Origin of the sequence: Novosphingobium sp. EMRT-2 (assembly GCF_005145025.1) — a bacterium.
Lineage (GTDB): Bacteria > Pseudomonadota > Alphaproteobacteria > Sphingomonadales > Sphingomonadaceae > Novosphingobium.
This window is the reverse complement of record NZ_CP039695.1, coordinates 2,068,608-2,083,679: the sequence shown is the minus strand read 5'-3', so window position 1 is coordinate 2,083,679 and position 15,072 is coordinate 2,068,608. Positions and strand designations below refer to the sequence as shown.

Annotated in this window: 12 protein-coding genes and 1 tRNA gene; 4 read left to right on the top strand and 9 right to left on the bottom strand. The window is 60.3% G+C overall.

What is annotated here, in order from left to right:
- Positions 1 to 108: 108 nt before the first annotated feature.
- Positions 109 to 918 carry an IS21-like element helper ATPase IstB gene (istB, locus tag FA702_RS10330; protein ID WP_009823666.1) on the bottom strand — a complete coding sequence of 270 codons (810 nt, stop codon included), beginning with the start codon at positions 916 to 918 and terminating at the stop codon, positions 109 to 111.
- Positions 918 to 2,381 carry an IS21 family transposase gene (istA, locus tag FA702_RS10325; RefSeq protein ID WP_162832905.1) on the bottom strand — a complete coding sequence of 488 codons (1,464 nt, stop codon included), beginning with the start codon at positions 2,379 to 2,381 and terminating at the stop codon, positions 918 to 920. Before istA ends, istB begins: the two co-directional genes overlap by 1 nt.
- A gap of 300 nt (positions 2,382 to 2,681) precedes the next feature.
- On the opposite strand from istA, the gene FA702_RS10320 reads away from it, so the two are divergent.
- The 3 genes from FA702_RS10320 to FA702_RS10310 all read left to right on the top strand — a co-directional run bounded on the left by FA702_RS10320 (position 2,682) and on the right by FA702_RS10310 (position 8,854).
- Complete coding sequence (locus tag FA702_RS10320; RefSeq protein ID WP_136956074.1) at positions 2,682 to 5,903, top strand: ATP-binding protein; 3,222 nt, start codon at positions 2,682 to 2,684, stop codon at positions 5,901 to 5,903.
- Positions 5,904 to 5,984: 81 nt separating this feature from the next.
- A complete protein-coding gene (locus tag FA702_RS10315; RefSeq protein ID WP_136956073.1) occupies positions 5,985 to 7,394 on the top strand; it encodes an ATP-binding protein in 1,410 nt (469 codons plus the stop codon).
- Positions 7,395 to 7,765: 371 nt separating this feature from the next.
- A complete protein-coding gene (locus FA702_RS10310) occupies positions 7,766 to 8,854 on the top strand; it encodes an IS5 family transposase (protein ID WP_136957250.1) in 1,089 nt (362 codons plus the stop codon).
- Between the two features lie 259 nt (positions 8,855 to 9,113).
- Here the strand turns inward: FA702_RS10310 and FA702_RS10305 are convergent, their stop codons facing one another.
- The 5 genes from FA702_RS10305 to FA702_RS10285 form a co-directional block, all read right to left on the bottom strand.
- Positions 9,114 to 9,638 (bottom strand): hypothetical protein, encoded by a 525-nt coding sequence (locus FA702_RS10305; RefSeq protein WP_136956072.1) that lies wholly within the window; start codon positions 9,636 to 9,638, stop codon positions 9,114 to 9,116.
- Positions 9,639 to 9,723: 85 nt separating this feature from the next.
- Positions 9,724 to 10,119 carry a hypothetical protein gene (locus tag FA702_RS10300; RefSeq protein WP_136956071.1) on the bottom strand — a complete coding sequence of 132 codons (396 nt, stop codon included), beginning with the start codon at positions 10,117 to 10,119 and terminating at the stop codon, positions 9,724 to 9,726.
- Positions 10,112 to 10,303: a hypothetical protein gene (locus tag FA702_RS10295; protein ID WP_136956070.1), complete on the bottom strand. Its 192-nt coding sequence runs from the start codon at positions 10,301 to 10,303 to the stop codon at positions 10,112 to 10,114. Before FA702_RS10295 ends, FA702_RS10300 begins: the two co-directional genes overlap by 8 nt.
- Positions 10,304 to 10,434: 131 nt before the next feature.
- Positions 10,435 to 11,262 (bottom strand): hypothetical protein, encoded by an 828-nt coding sequence (locus tag FA702_RS10290; RefSeq protein ID WP_136956069.1) that lies wholly within the window; start codon positions 11,260 to 11,262, stop codon positions 10,435 to 10,437.
- 73 nt (positions 11,263 to 11,335) lie between these two features.
- Positions 11,336 to 12,496 (bottom strand): tyrosine-type recombinase/integrase, encoded by a 1,161-nt coding sequence (locus tag FA702_RS10285; RefSeq protein WP_136956068.1) that lies wholly within the window; start codon positions 12,494 to 12,496, stop codon positions 11,336 to 11,338.
- A gap of 113 nt (positions 12,497 to 12,609) precedes the next feature.
- On the opposite strand from FA702_RS10285, the gene FA702_RS10280 reads away from it, so the two are divergent.
- Positions 12,610 to 12,682 (top strand) — tRNA-Leu (locus FA702_RS10280).
- Positions 12,683 to 12,735: 53 nt separating this feature from the next.
- Here FA702_RS10280 and FA702_RS10275 read toward each other — a convergent pair.
- Positions 12,736 to 13,635, bottom strand: a complete 900-nt coding sequence (locus FA702_RS10275; RefSeq protein ID WP_136956067.1) for a LysR family transcriptional regulator — start codon at positions 13,633 to 13,635, stop codon at positions 12,736 to 12,738.
- A gap of 289 nt (positions 13,636 to 13,924) precedes the next feature.
- Positions 13,925 to 15,013 (bottom strand): IS5 family transposase, encoded by a 1,089-nt coding sequence (locus tag FA702_RS10270; protein WP_136957250.1) that lies wholly within the window; start codon positions 15,011 to 15,013, stop codon positions 13,925 to 13,927.
- Positions 15,014 to 15,072: the final 59 nt, after the last annotated feature.

The window sequence follows — 15,072 nt, the reverse complement described above, 5'->3', positions numbered from 1 at the left end:
CCGGAAGCGAGGGTCTGAAGCGCATGGGATGGTTGGCATGTAATTGCCGCTGGCGACAATTACCCGTTGCCTCAGCAAGGGTGCTCCCGAGCGCGAAGCCAGCGACAATTATGATGGCCGGTCCGGGGCGCCATTCGGCGGGTCGTAATCGCCGGCGTTGATACGGGCGACGGCGGAACGTTTGCGGTAGCTTTCGCCGTTCATCTCGATGATGATCGAGTGGTGCACGAGGCGGTCGATCGCGGCGACAGTCATAGCGGGATCAGGGAAGACGTTGTCCCATGCCGAAAATGGCTGGTTGGCGGTAATGGCGAGCGAGTGGCGTTCGTAGCGGTGGGCGATGAGCTCGAACAAGGCGCTGGTCTCGACCTGGTCCTTGCGGACGTAGGACAGATCGTCGAGCACGATGAGATCGAACTTGTCGAGCTTGTCGAGCATGGCGGGTAGGCTGAGGTCGCGGCGCGCGGACTGGAGCTTCTGGACCATGTCGGTGGTGGAGCAGAACAGGACGCGCCGCCCCGTGTCGATGAGGGCATGACCAATGGCAGCAACTGCGTGCGTCTTGCCGGTCCCGCTCTGGCCGAACAGCAGCAGGTTGCCGCCGCTCTCGATCCAGTCGTCACCGGCGGCGAGGGACAAGAGGTGCGGTTTGCGGATGCCGGGGGCTGCGTCGAAATCGAAGGTGGCGAAGGTCTTGCCTGCGGGCAAGCCGGACTGGTCGCGATGGCGCTGGATGCGCCGGGAGGAGCGATCGGCCATCTCGATCTCGAGAAGCGAGGCCAGCAGGTTGGCGGCCGGCCAGCCATCGCGATCGGCGGTGTCGGTGAGGCGCTTCCAGTTGCGGTTGATACTCGGCAGGCGCAAGGCCTTGAGCAGGGTAGGCAGCACGGCGGCGGCCTGGTCCTTGGTGCGGGTCATCAGTACACCTCCCCGCTGGCGATCAAGCTGTTGTAGCTGTGCAGATCGGGAGGCGGGATAGTGACATCGCGCTGCGATCTTGCGGTTGGCAGGAACTCGTCCCTGAGCGCATCGACATCGGGCAAGCGCCCTCTGTCGAGTGCCTCATCGATCCGCCGGGCCAGCACGTCGACACAGTCGCCCCTGGCGGCGATATCGAGCAGCGCGACGGCATCGCGGCAGGCCTGCCGTCCATCGAGTTGGGCATCGAAGGCTTGCCAGGCCCGCCGGTAGGCGTGATCGGGGAACAGGGCTTCGCGGTAGACGAGGTTGCGCAGCGCACCAGGCTTGCGGCGCAGGTTACCGATCATGTGCCGGAAATCGATGCTGTGCCCCCGGTGGGGATGGCTGATCCGCACACGCGGCGTGGACATTACCCTGTCCGGACCGAGGAAGAGCTCAATGCGATCGTCAAAGAGATGCGCGTTGAGGCGCCGTCCGACGAGGCGGGAAGGCACCGAATAGGTAACCCGATCGATGGCGACGGTGCCGTTGCGGGTGACATCGACGGTGACCATGGCGAAATCGGTGGTTCGCCTTGCGGGCAGCGCCTTGAGTACCCTGCGTTCTGCATCGATGTGCGCAGCATGCCGCCGGTTCTGTCTGGCGACCTGCGCCTCAACGAACTCGCGCCAGGCCTCGATGCTGACGAAATCGCGGCTTCCCCGCCGGCGTAAGGCCTGATCGAGCCGTCGCTTGAGATGGGCATGGGGACCTTCGATCGATCCGTTCTCGTGCGCCTCGCCGCGGTTGTTGCGGGTAGCGAGCATGCCGTAATGACGGCACAGCTCGTCATAGCTTCGGGTAAAATCCCGCTGCGCATCGGCGTCGAGGTTTTTGTAGGCGGCTGACAGGGAATCGCTGCGGTGTTCGGCCGGCGCGCCGCCCAGCTTCCACAAGGCATCCTGCAGGTGCTCCGAAAGGGCGGCAAAGCTCTCCCCGCCCAGCACGACAGCCGCATGCTCCCAGCCACTCGCCGCCAAGCGGAAGTGGTAAAGGCGATAGGCCAGGGTCTCGCCGGCAACGGTGACCTTGAGACTGTCGCATACCGTGAAATCCGACAGGCCCTGCCGACCGGGCTCATGATGCTGCGGGAAGAAGATCTCCTTCTCGCCGCCGTGCAGTGCCCGCCAGCGGGCGATCCGGCGTTCAAGTGTTCGTCGTATCGCATCGGGAACAGCATCCTCGCCGAACTCGTCCTGGAGCGTCTCGAAGACCGTGACGGCAATGATACCGTCGATCTGGAGCAACTCCTCGACGCGTGGCCAGAATGGCTCGAGCGGATCGGCGCGGGTGCGCCAGTGGCGCTCCTTCTTCTTCTGGGACGGAAGCTGCGGATCGTTCTCGATCCGGCGTGCGCTGCGCTCGCTGATACCGGCCTTGGCAGCCGCGACGGCCTGGGTGTGTTGGCGACGATGGGTCATGAAGAGAAATACCTGCTGATCGGAAATGTGGTGGCCCGGCATCGCAAACCCATCGCTCGTTGTTCGATGAGTGTTCCGATACCACCGCCCGCCACAGCCCCGATCAGCCCCCCCGAAAGAAGGGGAAAAAGATCGCCACCGGTTGTCTGGTCCGCTCTCCGGTCGGGGCTACGCCCCTCCCTACGATCAGCCCAGACAACCGATCCTACCGGCCATCATAGTTGCCGCTCAACCGGCCATCGTAGTTGTCGCCACGCAAACGGCCATGACTTCGAGCGTTTTGTGCTTGAATGCTTCCGTGTGGCCGCGGAAGAGGCGGGGTTCCTCTCAAGCCTGAGGTGTGGGCGCGATGGAGCGATCGACCTAATTGATCATTATAGTGATCCTGGATCGACCACTATTGCAGAATGCAAATACATTGGTGCTGGTGGCTTCAGTGAAGCAAAGGAACGCTGGAAGGAGGTCTATGGCCACCTAAAGAAGCACCTGCCAAAACTTGCAGCCGATCCTTCGGCAAGCCCCGATTCTCCATATCGAACCTGGCTTGATCCCGATAGACCGATCCGACGCTACAGATTTTGTTGCACGGTTAGCTTGACTAAGAAAGACGTTGCCAAACTTGAGAAGCTGATCGCGGCTGATTTTTCTGAACTTGTCGGTAATGGCGTTGAGGCGGTCCGTCATCTGGCTGAAACCGAAGGCGCAGTGCGCGTACTGCCCTGGGACTGGTTCCATTCGGAGTTGATCCTATGTCCATCCCTTGCTTTCCGATGGTTCCAAGGCTTGCCCGTGGGGGTGAGCCTATTCGATCGGTCCGGAAGGAGAGGACAATCCTTTCGCGGCTTCTTGGACGGAGGCGGACTTGCCTATTTTTCACGGGATAGGTTTGCTGCCCAACACGGCGTTCAAGTCAAGCGCGGCGAAGCCGATTTGTTGGATGGCATCACTACCGGCGAGCTAACTGCTCTCGTCCTTAGCGGGCCCGGAGGGGTCGGCAAGACCCGGCTTGCGCATGAACTTGCGGGCAAACTAACCGAGGAAATCAGAGGCTTTGATGGGTACTGGTTGGAACGAGGTGCCTCTGCCGACTCAGTCATCGCCTTGGCAAAAGCTTACCCAGCCAAGGCATCGATCCTTCTTTTGGTCGACTATGCAGAAGCTGCCCAAAGGTTGGCTGAAATCGCAGATGCAGTCGCAAATCTGATCGAACAGGCTGGCCACAACATTCGGCTCATTGCGACCGGGCGAGCCAGTGCAACCAACAGGATACGCGACGATCTCGAAGTTCTGAATCCCGACATCAATTCCCTCACTTCACAATCTGCGGGCGGAAGCGCCTATCTGGAATGGGTGGTCCATTCGATCATTGAACTCGAAGAATTCCCGGATGCAGATGCCTTGTCATCGGTCTGTCGAGGAATACCCGCCCTTGCCGCTTTTGCTGTTTATCTTTTTCGCGTTGATCGCCCACAGTTCGATGCACAGTTCGGTGCCTTGCTCGGCAATCAGGACTTCCACAGTTGGTCGAACAAGCGAATTTCCGCTCTTGTCAGCGTCAAGTCTGCAAGAGAGGAAGATTTGGCATCGTTGGCTTTGGCTTTGCCCATCCCAATTGAGCAACAAGCCCGGTTCAGAAAATCGCATGGCGCTCTCATCGATCTGCTTGTGACAGATCGTTGGGTCGAGAACATCGATGGGCAGCTCGTCGCTGCTCATGACATCTTGGCGGATGCACTTTTGGCAAGGTGGGTGTTCGAGGCCGAAACGGCAACGAATGTGCGGCTACAGAACTTATTGATGACCGCAGCAGACGCGCAAGATTTGCCACACGCTCTGACAGTTGTTGCTCGTCTACAAAGCCATCCTGGGTTCGCCGCGATTGATGGCGGACAAGTACTGAAGACATTGTCTGCGCTGCATCCCGAGCAGACCGCAGCGTCGGCAAGCCAATTGCTCGGCGGCCCAATACTGAAGATTCAGGGAAAATTGAGCCTTGTTGCTAATTCACCCAAGCTTGCTGAGACAATAAGGTTGGAGCCAACCCTGCATATCGGTCTTGCTCACATTGCAGATGAGGTAGTCAAAGCACGTGGGGAAGGCGTCGAACTAATTGTGCCGGGGGCAATCGGCGACCTTCTGGATGAGGTGTGCACGCAACAGAAATCCTCGAATTTCATTCTAAGTCGTGCCTATAGCTTCGATCACGCTCGTTTCCGGGATCGAGCGTTCGAAAACATCAAACTGTTTCCGACCAAAGAGCAAACGCATTTCCTACTAGTCCGGATGCTGAACTCGGGTGAAACGCCCGAGGCATTGCGTGAGGCAGTCTGCAATTGGCTCCATTTGAACGGCGGTCAAACCTGTGCAAGCTTCGTCTACAAGGCTTGGCTAGATGCTGGAGGCGACCGCGACGAGGTCAAGGACAAGCTTCTGGAGTGGGTCGGCGAGCATGGCGTCACGCCAAAGGCCAGCCACGTCTACAAGGCATGGCTAGATGCTGAAGGCGACCGCGACGAGGTCAAGGACAAGCTTCTGGAGTGGGTCGGCGAGCATGGCGTCACGCCAGAGGCGCAATTCGTCTATAAGGCATGGCTAGATGCTGAAGGCGACCGCGACGAGGTCAAGGACAAGCTTCTGGAGTGGGTCGGCGAGCATGGCGTCACGCCAAAGGCCAGCCACGTCTACAAGGCATGGCTAGATGCTGGAGGCGACCGCGACGAGGTCAAGGACAAGCTTCTGGAGTGGGTCGGCGAGCATGGCGTCACGCCAGAGGCGCAATTCGTCTACAACGCATGGCTAGATGCTGGAGGCGACCGCGACGAGGTCAAGGACAAGCTTCTGGAGTGGGTCGGCGAGCATGGCGTCACGCCAGAGGCCAGCCACGTCTACAGGGCATGGCTAGAAGCAGGCGGATCGTTTCCTGAAATCAAAGGGCATTGTGAAGATTGGCTCAAGAAGAATTGGCGCCGACACGATGCAGTATATCTAACAAAGAACCTTTCGATGGAGCGAGACGTAACATTTGGCACAGTCATGAGGATCGTGGCTTGGGCAGGAAGAAACTCGAAAGATGAAGATGCAATATATCGCTTAAGCAGGGTCAGCCGTTGGATAACTCGTCATCATATTACGCGGCGATCCAGCTGGATTATTAGCGAAGCAACAATGGCCGTTTTCATCGTACTTTTTGCAAGGATCCGTCTTTCTCACGGCGAACGTTTTGCATGCTCCATTTTGTTCGGAAACTTCGCGAAAAGATACTATCCTCGCGATGAGAATTGGCCAGCCATAATTCGCACCTTCTGTAGTTGCCTGAGGCACGGCGGTGTTTTTTGCCACGTCCAAGGGCTGCCATCGAGAACCTGGGCAATTTTGCTCGATGATGCCTTGCAACGTGGGCTACTCGATCCTGAGACAGACCGCGATGCGATTATTCATGCCCACGAATTGTGCCGAATGGCTATGGACTCCGATGAATATGCCAATCTGCTCGCAATGGGCTATCTTGCTGCCCATTCCTAGTCACCTTTCGACGGTGAAGTTTCATCAGTTGAGCGGCGACACAGCGCAGACATGACGACGATTGAGGGACTGTAAAAACGGATGGCTACGACACCTGCCCAGATTGATGTTTGGCGGTCTGCCCCGTCCGAAATCCAGCACCTTGAGTTCAAGGAGGCAAAGACAAGCTACGACCGCGAGAAGCTGGCACGATATTGCGTCGCCATTGCCAACGAAGGCGGGGGTATTCTCTTGCTCGGCATAGGCGACAATCTGCCCCGGCCGGTCATTGGCAGTTCAGCCTTTCCCAACTTGGTCGCGACCGCCGATGAGCTGTTCGTCAAGATTGGCTTTCGCGTGAATGTAGAGGAGGTGGTGCACCCCGATGGCCGGGTTGTGGTATTCCAGATTCCATCGCGGCCCAGGGGCACGGCCTATCATCTCGATGGGCAATATCTCATGCGATCCGGGGAATCCCTGCGGCCAATGTCGGAAGATCGGCTGCGCGCCATTTTTGCCGAAGGTGCCCCTGATTGGCTTGAGGAGCCAGCGCTCACAAACCTGGATGACCAAGCGGTTGTCGAACTGCTTGATACCCAGACATTCTTCGAACTGATGAAGTTGCCCTACCCCTCAGACCGAGCGGGTGTGCTGGACCGGCTTCGCACTGAACGACTGATCGACAAGATCGACGGTGGCTGGTCGATCCGGCGCCTTGGCGGCCTGCTTTTGGCCAAGAAGCTGGATTCTTTTCCCGACCTGTCCCGCAAGGCAGCACGTGTCATCGTCTATTCCGGCATCGGGAAAACGGAAACTCGCTTGGACCAGACCGGCGCACGCGGCTACGCGGTCGGCTTTCAGGGATTGGTGGATTTCGTCATGGCACAGTTGCCGCAGAACGAAGTCATCGAGAACGCCCTTCGCAAGCAAGTGAAATTGCTGCCGATGGAGAGCGTACGCGAACTTATTGCCAATGCATTGATCCATCAGGAAATGGCCATGCAGGGCGCTGGGCCAATGATCGAAATTTATGCCAACCGGCTTGAGATTTCGAATCCCGGCGAACCCATCGTGCCAGTCGCCCGCTTCATTGATGGGTATCAGTCCCGCAATGAACGATTGGCGGATTTCATGCGCCGTATGAGCATTTGCGAAGAGAAGAGCAGCGGCATTGACCGAGTTGTGGAGCAGGCCGAGCTTTTCCAGCTTCCCGCTCCCGAATTCAGAGCTGGACACAAGCGGACGGTGGTAATCGTGCATGGACCCCGCCCATTCTCGGACATGGACCGCAACGACAGGATTCGTGCCTGCTGGCAGCATTGCGACCTGCGCTATGTTATGTCGGAGAGGATGACAAACCAGAGCTTGCGGGAGCGTTTTGGATTGTCGGAGGGACAGTCTGCAACGGCAACCCAGATCATCAATGCGACCATTGAGGCAGGGTTGATCAAATCTGACGAGGCTGTTGGTGGGTCCAAAAAGTATGCCCGCTACCTGCCGAGTTGGGCTTGAGGGTATTTTATGGTTAAGCCCCTGTAGAGGACATGGGGCCGGGAAAATGGCAGAAATCCGGCGTTTTCTTTTTTTACCTCATTCCTGCGCCATCGGGTCCCGTCGTATTTTATCCACAAGCTGCCAACGGCAGGTCACCGCTCCAAAAAGTCCGGAAACCGGCCACTTTCTAATTTTATGCTTTTCCCAAACTGGAGAACAAACGGGAGCCGAGTGAAGGTCGCTTCAAACGGGCGTGAGCGGGCTCAAGCCATACGCTGAGCGTCGTCCCCGCTACCGTGCTCACCACCTGCAAGCTGGAGGGTTCGAAAAACTCTGGCGCTTGTCGGCCTGACCTGATTCACTGCCCTTGCGGATGAGCGGAGGCGATGATGGCGGGACAGCCCGGTTTCTTTGATCTTTCGAACCGGTACGAGGCCTTGAGCGCAGCGGGTGATCCGTTGGAGCGTCTGTCCGGGGTGGTCGACTTTGAGGTTTTCCGGGGGCCATTGATCGCCGCTCTGCGCCGCAGTGTTCGTGGCAAAGGCGGGCGGCCGCCGTTTGACCCGGTGATGATGTTCAAAATTCTGGTGCTGCAGGCGCTCTATTCGCTTTCGGACGAAGCGACGGAATTCCAGATCAAGGATCGCTTGTCGTTCCAGCGCTTCCTGGGCCTTGGGCTCGATGGCACGGTGCCGGATGCAACGACGGTGTGGCTGTTCCGCGAGCGCTTGGTGCAAGCCAAGGCAATCGACAAGCTCTTCGCCCGCTTCGATGCCGCACTGACCGACCGGGGCTATCTCGCCATGGGCGGCCAGATCATCGATGCTACCGTTGTGCCTGCCCCCAAGCAGCGGAACACCGACGAGGAGAAGGCAGCGATCAAGGACGGCCGGATCCCGGAGGCATGGAAGGCAAAGCCAGCCCGGCTCCGTCAGAAGGATCGCGATGCCCGCTGGAGCGTGAAGTACACCAAGGCCAAGGTGAAGGAGGGTGCCGATCCCAAGGCCTTCAAGCCGGTCGATCTCGCCATCCCGATGTTCGGCTACAAGAACCACATCGGCATCGACCGGGCTCACGGGTTGATCCGGACCTGGGATGCCAGTGCCGCCAATGCCCATGACGGCGCCCGGTTGCCTGACCTGATCAGCACGAACAACACCGGTTCGGGCGTCTGGGCTGATACCGCCTACCGGTCGAAGAAAAACGAAACCTTTCTCGAGAGGGGCATGTTCAAGAGCCACATCCACCAGCGCAAACCGAACCGCCGTGCCATGCCCGAGCGTGTCGCCAGAGCCAATGCGAAGCGATCGGCCATCCGCTCGGCAGTCGAACACGTCTTTGCCGGGCAAAAGCACCGCATGGGCCTGATCGTGCGCACCATCGGCATTGCCCGCGCCCGCATCAAGATCGGCATGGCCAACCTTGCCTATAACTTCCAGCGCCTCGCATGGCTTGAGGGGCGTACTGCGCCCGCGTGACCCAAAAACCGGCCCACGCAGCCGGCTCCGCCAAGAAAATAAGCAGATCAGCAACCCAAGCCTGGAGCTCGCCACCCGCTCCTGTGCCATCACATCGCAATTACGCCAAAATCAGACGGTTCTTCGAGGTGTCCAGCTTGGCTACCTATGGTAGCAGCTGAGTGTGCGTCGGAAACCAACACGATGCTGATTGGCTGAAATCTGCCATTTTCGACTTTCGGCGTGTCGGTTTCCAATACCGGGATTACCGACAGTTCTTTCAGTTTCCGGCCAGCGTATCGGAATCCAATACCGGCAATCGGCCTGAATCGCGGTCCTTCCGATATGCCTTCAGGGCACGCATTCCGCGCTCCATCCGCTTGTGGGCCTTGGTGTCCGGTTGCGGCTGGCGCTCCATGAACGTCATTGACGGACCTTTGCGACCGGGACCAGCCAGCCAGTTCAACCGCCAGCATCGGGCACGGGACTTCTCAGCGGCCTTGACGTGGAAGGAAGCATCCTCGGTCATTTCGATGAAGCCGAGTTCCTGTAATTCATCGAAGGCACTGCGAACGGCGGAAAGGTCGGCCATGCCAAGGCGGCCCGCTGCATCGCGAATGCTGAGATAGAGGCTCCCGTTGTTCTCGCCATTGTCGAGCATGGTCAGCTCGACCAGTAGGGCGCGGGCGGCGACGCTGAGCGCGCGATAGGCTGGCGAGTTCAACAGGCTATGGTCAAGCCGAGCAAAGCGCGTCGTGCGGTTGCGGCCTGTCTGGTTTGGCTTGTTCTTGTTCCGCTTGCGCAAGGCAAGTCACTCCCGGCAGCGGGATTGATCCGGTGAACGAAAAACGGGGCGACCGTCGCCAGCCGCCCCGCTTCGATCCCGTCTGTCAGTCCGAAATGATTTCGAGGATGGTCACGGTTGACGGCAGAACATAGCGCCCGTGCTTGCCGCCTTCGTGGGCTTCCCAAAGCATCGGGATTGCCAGCCGGTGCTTGCGGCGCAGGACCATGACGTAATGGGACAGGCGGAAGGCCCAAGAGGCAATTCCCAGCGCCGTCACGCCAGCCGCGCCGGCCTTGACCAGTGCAAGCAGCGTTCGGGCGGCTTGGCCCGTCACGGTGAACGGCTGGCCCTCCGGCCCGGTAGCCTTCACGACAAGCCGCTTGTGGGGCGGCTCAGGCGCATGATAGGGCGAACCCCGTCCATTGGCTCCCGAGCCATTGCCACCCGCCCCCAGGGCCGCTGCAACGGCGCTGGGGGCAACTTCGAACAGGTCAGCCATTGGACGCCTCCCCGCCTTGCGTCGGCAGGCTGGCAGCCCATGCTTCCGCATCGGCAAGCGCGATGCGCGTTGCCCGCCCGATTTTCCTGATAGAGATGCGGTGGGCGGCGACCTCGCGATAAAAGGCGCTGTGGCTGATTTTGTAGCGGTCCTTGAATTCCGCCACAGTCAACAGTTGGGTCATTGTCGGTTCCCATGCCGCTGTAGGGATCACGCGGAATTGCGCAGCGCCTCAGGGCATGGCTTGGGATTCCACGGAACGGGGCGGCAATTGGATCAATGAAGATACGAAAATTCCCGCGCTCGTTGCGGCAATCAGGGATAGCGTAGTATTCGTGCCACCTTTCCGCACAAATTCCTGACCCCCGTTGCAACGTTTTCGGGAGTGATTGCCGCCTCTGGATCATCGGAAGATGCCGTCGCAAATTCGGCAATCGCTTTCCATGGCAGCTTGGAAGACAGCACGGGCGCTCTTGGGAAGTGGATTCCGCCAGCTCGATGTTTGTCCTTGCGGAATCCTGTCGCGAAGTCTGCGAGCACCAGCGCAATGGCAATCTCACGTCCGGGAAGGCGCGCAGGGAACTTATCGTAAAGCAGCGGGCCGAATCGGACCGGGAAACAGTCGGGGCGCAATGACTGGCTTTCAAATTCCCGCAGAGCATTTGCGATGGCGTTGCAACCATCCCCGTATGTCATCTCAATCTTGGCGTCCGGGCACAACGCGGCGGCAATCGAAACGCCCAGGTCACGCTCTGCCTTTCTGAAGGCTGATCTGCCTATTGACTGCCGGAATGCGCGCGTAGTCTTTGCCAGCGTCTCCCGGTGCTTCTCGTTCCGCTTTCGGCTGGCAATCAGATCCTTATCGGCTTGCCAATCGTAGGCGTGCCAGCGCTTGGAAGCTCCCATGAGGTAATGGCGTAGAGACCAAAAGCCCGTCTCATCTGCCGACCAATCTTTGTCAGATTTGCGAGGTAGTTGGGAACTGGCCCAATCGGCAAGTGAGTAGCAAGCCGCGTGGAATCGCTCTTCAATCGGTGGATCAGCAGGGCGCACGTCTGGAATTGCAGGCCGAACCCAAAGCGGGGTAACGTCAGCAAAGTAGGCCGAGTTCACCGTATCTGGACGATTGCGAGGCTTCGCCATGGTTAGAGAACCGCAGCGGCGCTGCCACCGTCCATTCGCTCGGTAGGGTCATTGCCACGGTAGGGGCGCTGGCTCATAGGGCCAGTTCCCCGAGCGCCTTGACCGCTGCATCGCTGGCAAGGTGCCCATAGTGCCGTTCGATCATTTCGGCGCTGGTGCCTGAAATCTGCGCGATGGTGAGCAATGGCAAGCCCGCGCTCACAAGGTCGGTGATGGTGCTGTGCCGTAGGGTGTAGGCAGTCGTATTGGCTGGCAAATCAGCAGCGGCAACGGCGGCATTGATGGGTTTTTTCCAAGTGTTCTTGTCCCATGCCTTGCCATTGGCGCGCATGAACAGCGGAGCGGCTGGAAGCTTGCCCTTGGCCTGATTAGCAAGCAGCTGCGCAGCCTCTTGCGGTAACTGGATGCGCCGGGGCTTGCCGGTCTTGTCCTTGCCGATTGTCAGTTCCGCCGTGCGCTTGTCGAAGTTGCCAGCCGTCAACGCCGCCATCGCGCCCGGGCGAAGCGGCAAAAGGCAGAGGGCATGAACGAACGGCGCTGCCTCTGCATCGGTGTTGTCGATCAGCTTCCGGCGCTGTGTGCGGTCCAGATAGAGGGTGCGCCGCCCATCGGCGTTGGGAATGGCCTTCAAGGCTTCCTGCCATGCAGCTTCGCTGTTCGGAGCGCCGGGAGAGAGAACCTTGCTCAAGGCGGCTCGCAGTACGGCCATGTCGCGATTGACGGTGGATGGTGCCCGATCCCGCTTGACCGGATTGCCCTTCTTTCGGCGGCTCACCAGTGCGGGTTGCGCTTCCATCCGATCCCGCCATTCCCGCACATGACGACGGCGCAGCTTGTCCAGCTTCACCTTGGCGATTGCGTCGTCATATACGTAGCGCTGGAATCGCTTTGCTGCCTCCGGTCGATCATCGGCATATTCGCGGCAGGCATCGGCAACGGTTTCCATCTTGGCGCGGATTTTCCCGCCCGATTCCACCAACTCTGCCAGCTTCTCGGCTTCGCGCTTGGCTGCCGCAAACATCTCGTTTCCGGGTAGCGTGCCGAAGTCACCCAGCGACTTGACCTGATACTTGCCTGCATCCTCGTCATAGACGCGGGCAATCCACGTTCCCTTCCCTCCGCGCTTGGAAGGCCGGAAGCCAAGGAAGCAGCCTGCGCGCAGGCGCTGCCAATGCGGCTCACGCTGCGCTTTCAGCCGGTCACGGTTGCCAACTTTGCTCAGGTCCAACGCCATCGCCTGTTACCTCGCTCAATTCCGTATGGAATGAGTATGGAATACATATGGGGACGCATGGAAACAAGAAGGGATATAACCTCACGCTATTTCAGTAGTTTCATCGTCCTCATGCATCCTTGGAAGTCCAGGTTCTCTGCCCTCAGAAGGCAGAGGTCACAGGTTCGAATCCTGTCGGGTGCGCCACCTTCCCATCCCATAAGCGCCATCTCCATCCGGTTCGCCCCGGCTGCGGGAGTCTAGGCCATCTCCCAGTACGGCGGGTCGCCGAAGCTGCGGCGCAGGCTGTCGCCCAGGGCGCGGATCTTGGGGGCGGCGCCGTGATCGCGGGGGTAGGTCAGGAACAGTTCCGCGCCTTCCGCCGGCCAGCCGATGTCGACCTCCACCAGCGCGCCGCTGCGGATTTCGGCGTGGACGAAGAACGTCGGCAACAGGGCGAGGCCCAGCCCGGCCAGCGCGGCATCGCGCATCACCAGCCCGTTGTTGACGCGCAGCGCCGCGCGGGGCCGGACCACCGACCAGGCGGACCCCACGGCGAAGCGCCAGTCGCCCGAGCGGTTGGCGTAGAGCACGCCGCGATGGCGCTCGAGGTCGGTCAGCGAGGCGGGCGTGCCGTGCGCCGCAAGATAGGCGGGGGAGGCGACCAGCAGGCGGCGGCTGGTGGCGAGCCGGCGCGCGATCAGCCGCCCGTCGCCGATCGCGCCGTGCCGCAGCACGGCATCGAACCCGCCGGTGGCGGCATCGACGAAACCGTCGTCCAGTTCCAGCGCCATCTCGATGTCCGGATGGTCGCGCAGGAACCGCGCGATCGCCGGGCCGAGGTGCAGCACGCCGAACCCTACCGGCGCGGAGATCCGCAGCGGCCCCGCCAGCTTGCCGCTGCTGGCGTCGACCTCGGCGGCGGCTTCCTCCAGCTCGCGCAGGATGCGCCGCGCGCGCGGCAGCAGCGATTCCCCCGCGCTGGTCAGGGTGAGGCGGCGCGTGGAGCGCTGGAGCAGGGTGACGCCCAGCGCCCGCTCCAGTTCCGCCAGCCGTTCGCTGACCACGGACTTCGCCAGCCCCAGCCGCCGCGATGCCGCGCTGATCGAGGTTTCGTCCACCGTGGCGACAAAGGCGGCCAAGCCATCCAGCTTCATCATCGTTCGGATATTCCGTCAGCCAGTTCCGGAATCGGCTGGCTAGTGCGAACGATGCATCATCGGCATCTTCGGGTCCAGAGAGCGAGACGGATCGGCCACCTTCCCGGCCTGCCCCGCTGGCTCCGGACCCAGAGGAGACAGACCATGAATGACTTGGACACCTCGAAGAACCGTCTGATTTTGGCGTAATTGCGATGTGATGGCACAGGAGCGGGTGGCGAGCTCCAGGCTTGGGTTGCTGATCTGCTTATTTTCTTGGCGGAGCCGGCTGCGTGGGCCGGTTTTTGGGTCACGCGGGCGCAGTACGCCCCTCAAGCCATGCGAGGCGCTGGAAGTTATAGGCAAGGTTGGCCATGCCGATCTTGATGCGGGCGCGGGCAATGCCGATGGTGCGCACGATCAGGCCCATGCGGTGCTTTTGCCCGGCAAAGACGTGTTCGACTGCCGAGCGGATGGCCGATCGCTTCGCATTGGCTCTGGCGACACGCTCGGGCATGGCACGGCGGTTCGGTTTGCGCTGGTGGATGTGGCTCTTGAACATGCCCCTCTCGAGAAAGGTTTCGTTTTTCTTCGACCGGTAGGCGGTATCAGCCCAGACGCCCGAACCGGTGTTGTTCGTGCTGATCAGGTCAGGCAACCGGGCGCCGTCATGGGCATTGGCGGCACTGGCATCCCAGGTCCGGATCAACCCGTGAGCCCGGTCGATGCCGATGTGGTTCTTGTAGCCGAACATCGGGATGGCGAGATCGACCGGCTTGAAGGCCTTGGGATCGGCACCCTCCTTCACCTTGGCCTTGGTGTACTTCACGCTCCAGCGGGCATCGCGATCCTTCTGACGGAGCCGGGCTGGCTTTGCCTTCCATGCCTCCGGGATCCGGCCGTCCTTGATCGCTGCCTTCTCCTCGTCGGTGTTCCGCTGCTTGGGGGCAGGCACAACGGTAGCATCGATGATCTGGCCGCCCATGGCGAGATAGCCCCGGTCGGTCAGTGCGGCATCGAAGCGGGCGAAGAGCTTGTCGATTGCCTTGGCTTGCACCAAGCGCTCGCGGAACAGCCACACCGTCGTTGCATCCGGCACCGTGCCATCGAGCCCAAGGCCCAGGAAGCGCTGGAACGACAAGCGATCCTTGATCTGGAATTCCGTCGCTTCGTCCGAAAGCGAATAGAGCGCCTGCAGCACCAGAATTTTGAACATCATCACCGGGTCAAACGGCGGCCGCCCGCCTTTGCCACGAACACTGCGGCGCAGAGCGGCGATCAATGGCCCCCGGAAAACCTCAAAGTCGACCACCCCGGACAGACGCTCCAACGGATCACCCGCTGCGCTCAAGGCCTCGTACCGGTTCGAAAGATCAAAGAAACCGGGCTGTCCCGCCATCATCGCCTCCGCTCATCCGCAAGGGCAGTGAATCAGGTCAGGCCGACAAGCGCCAGAGT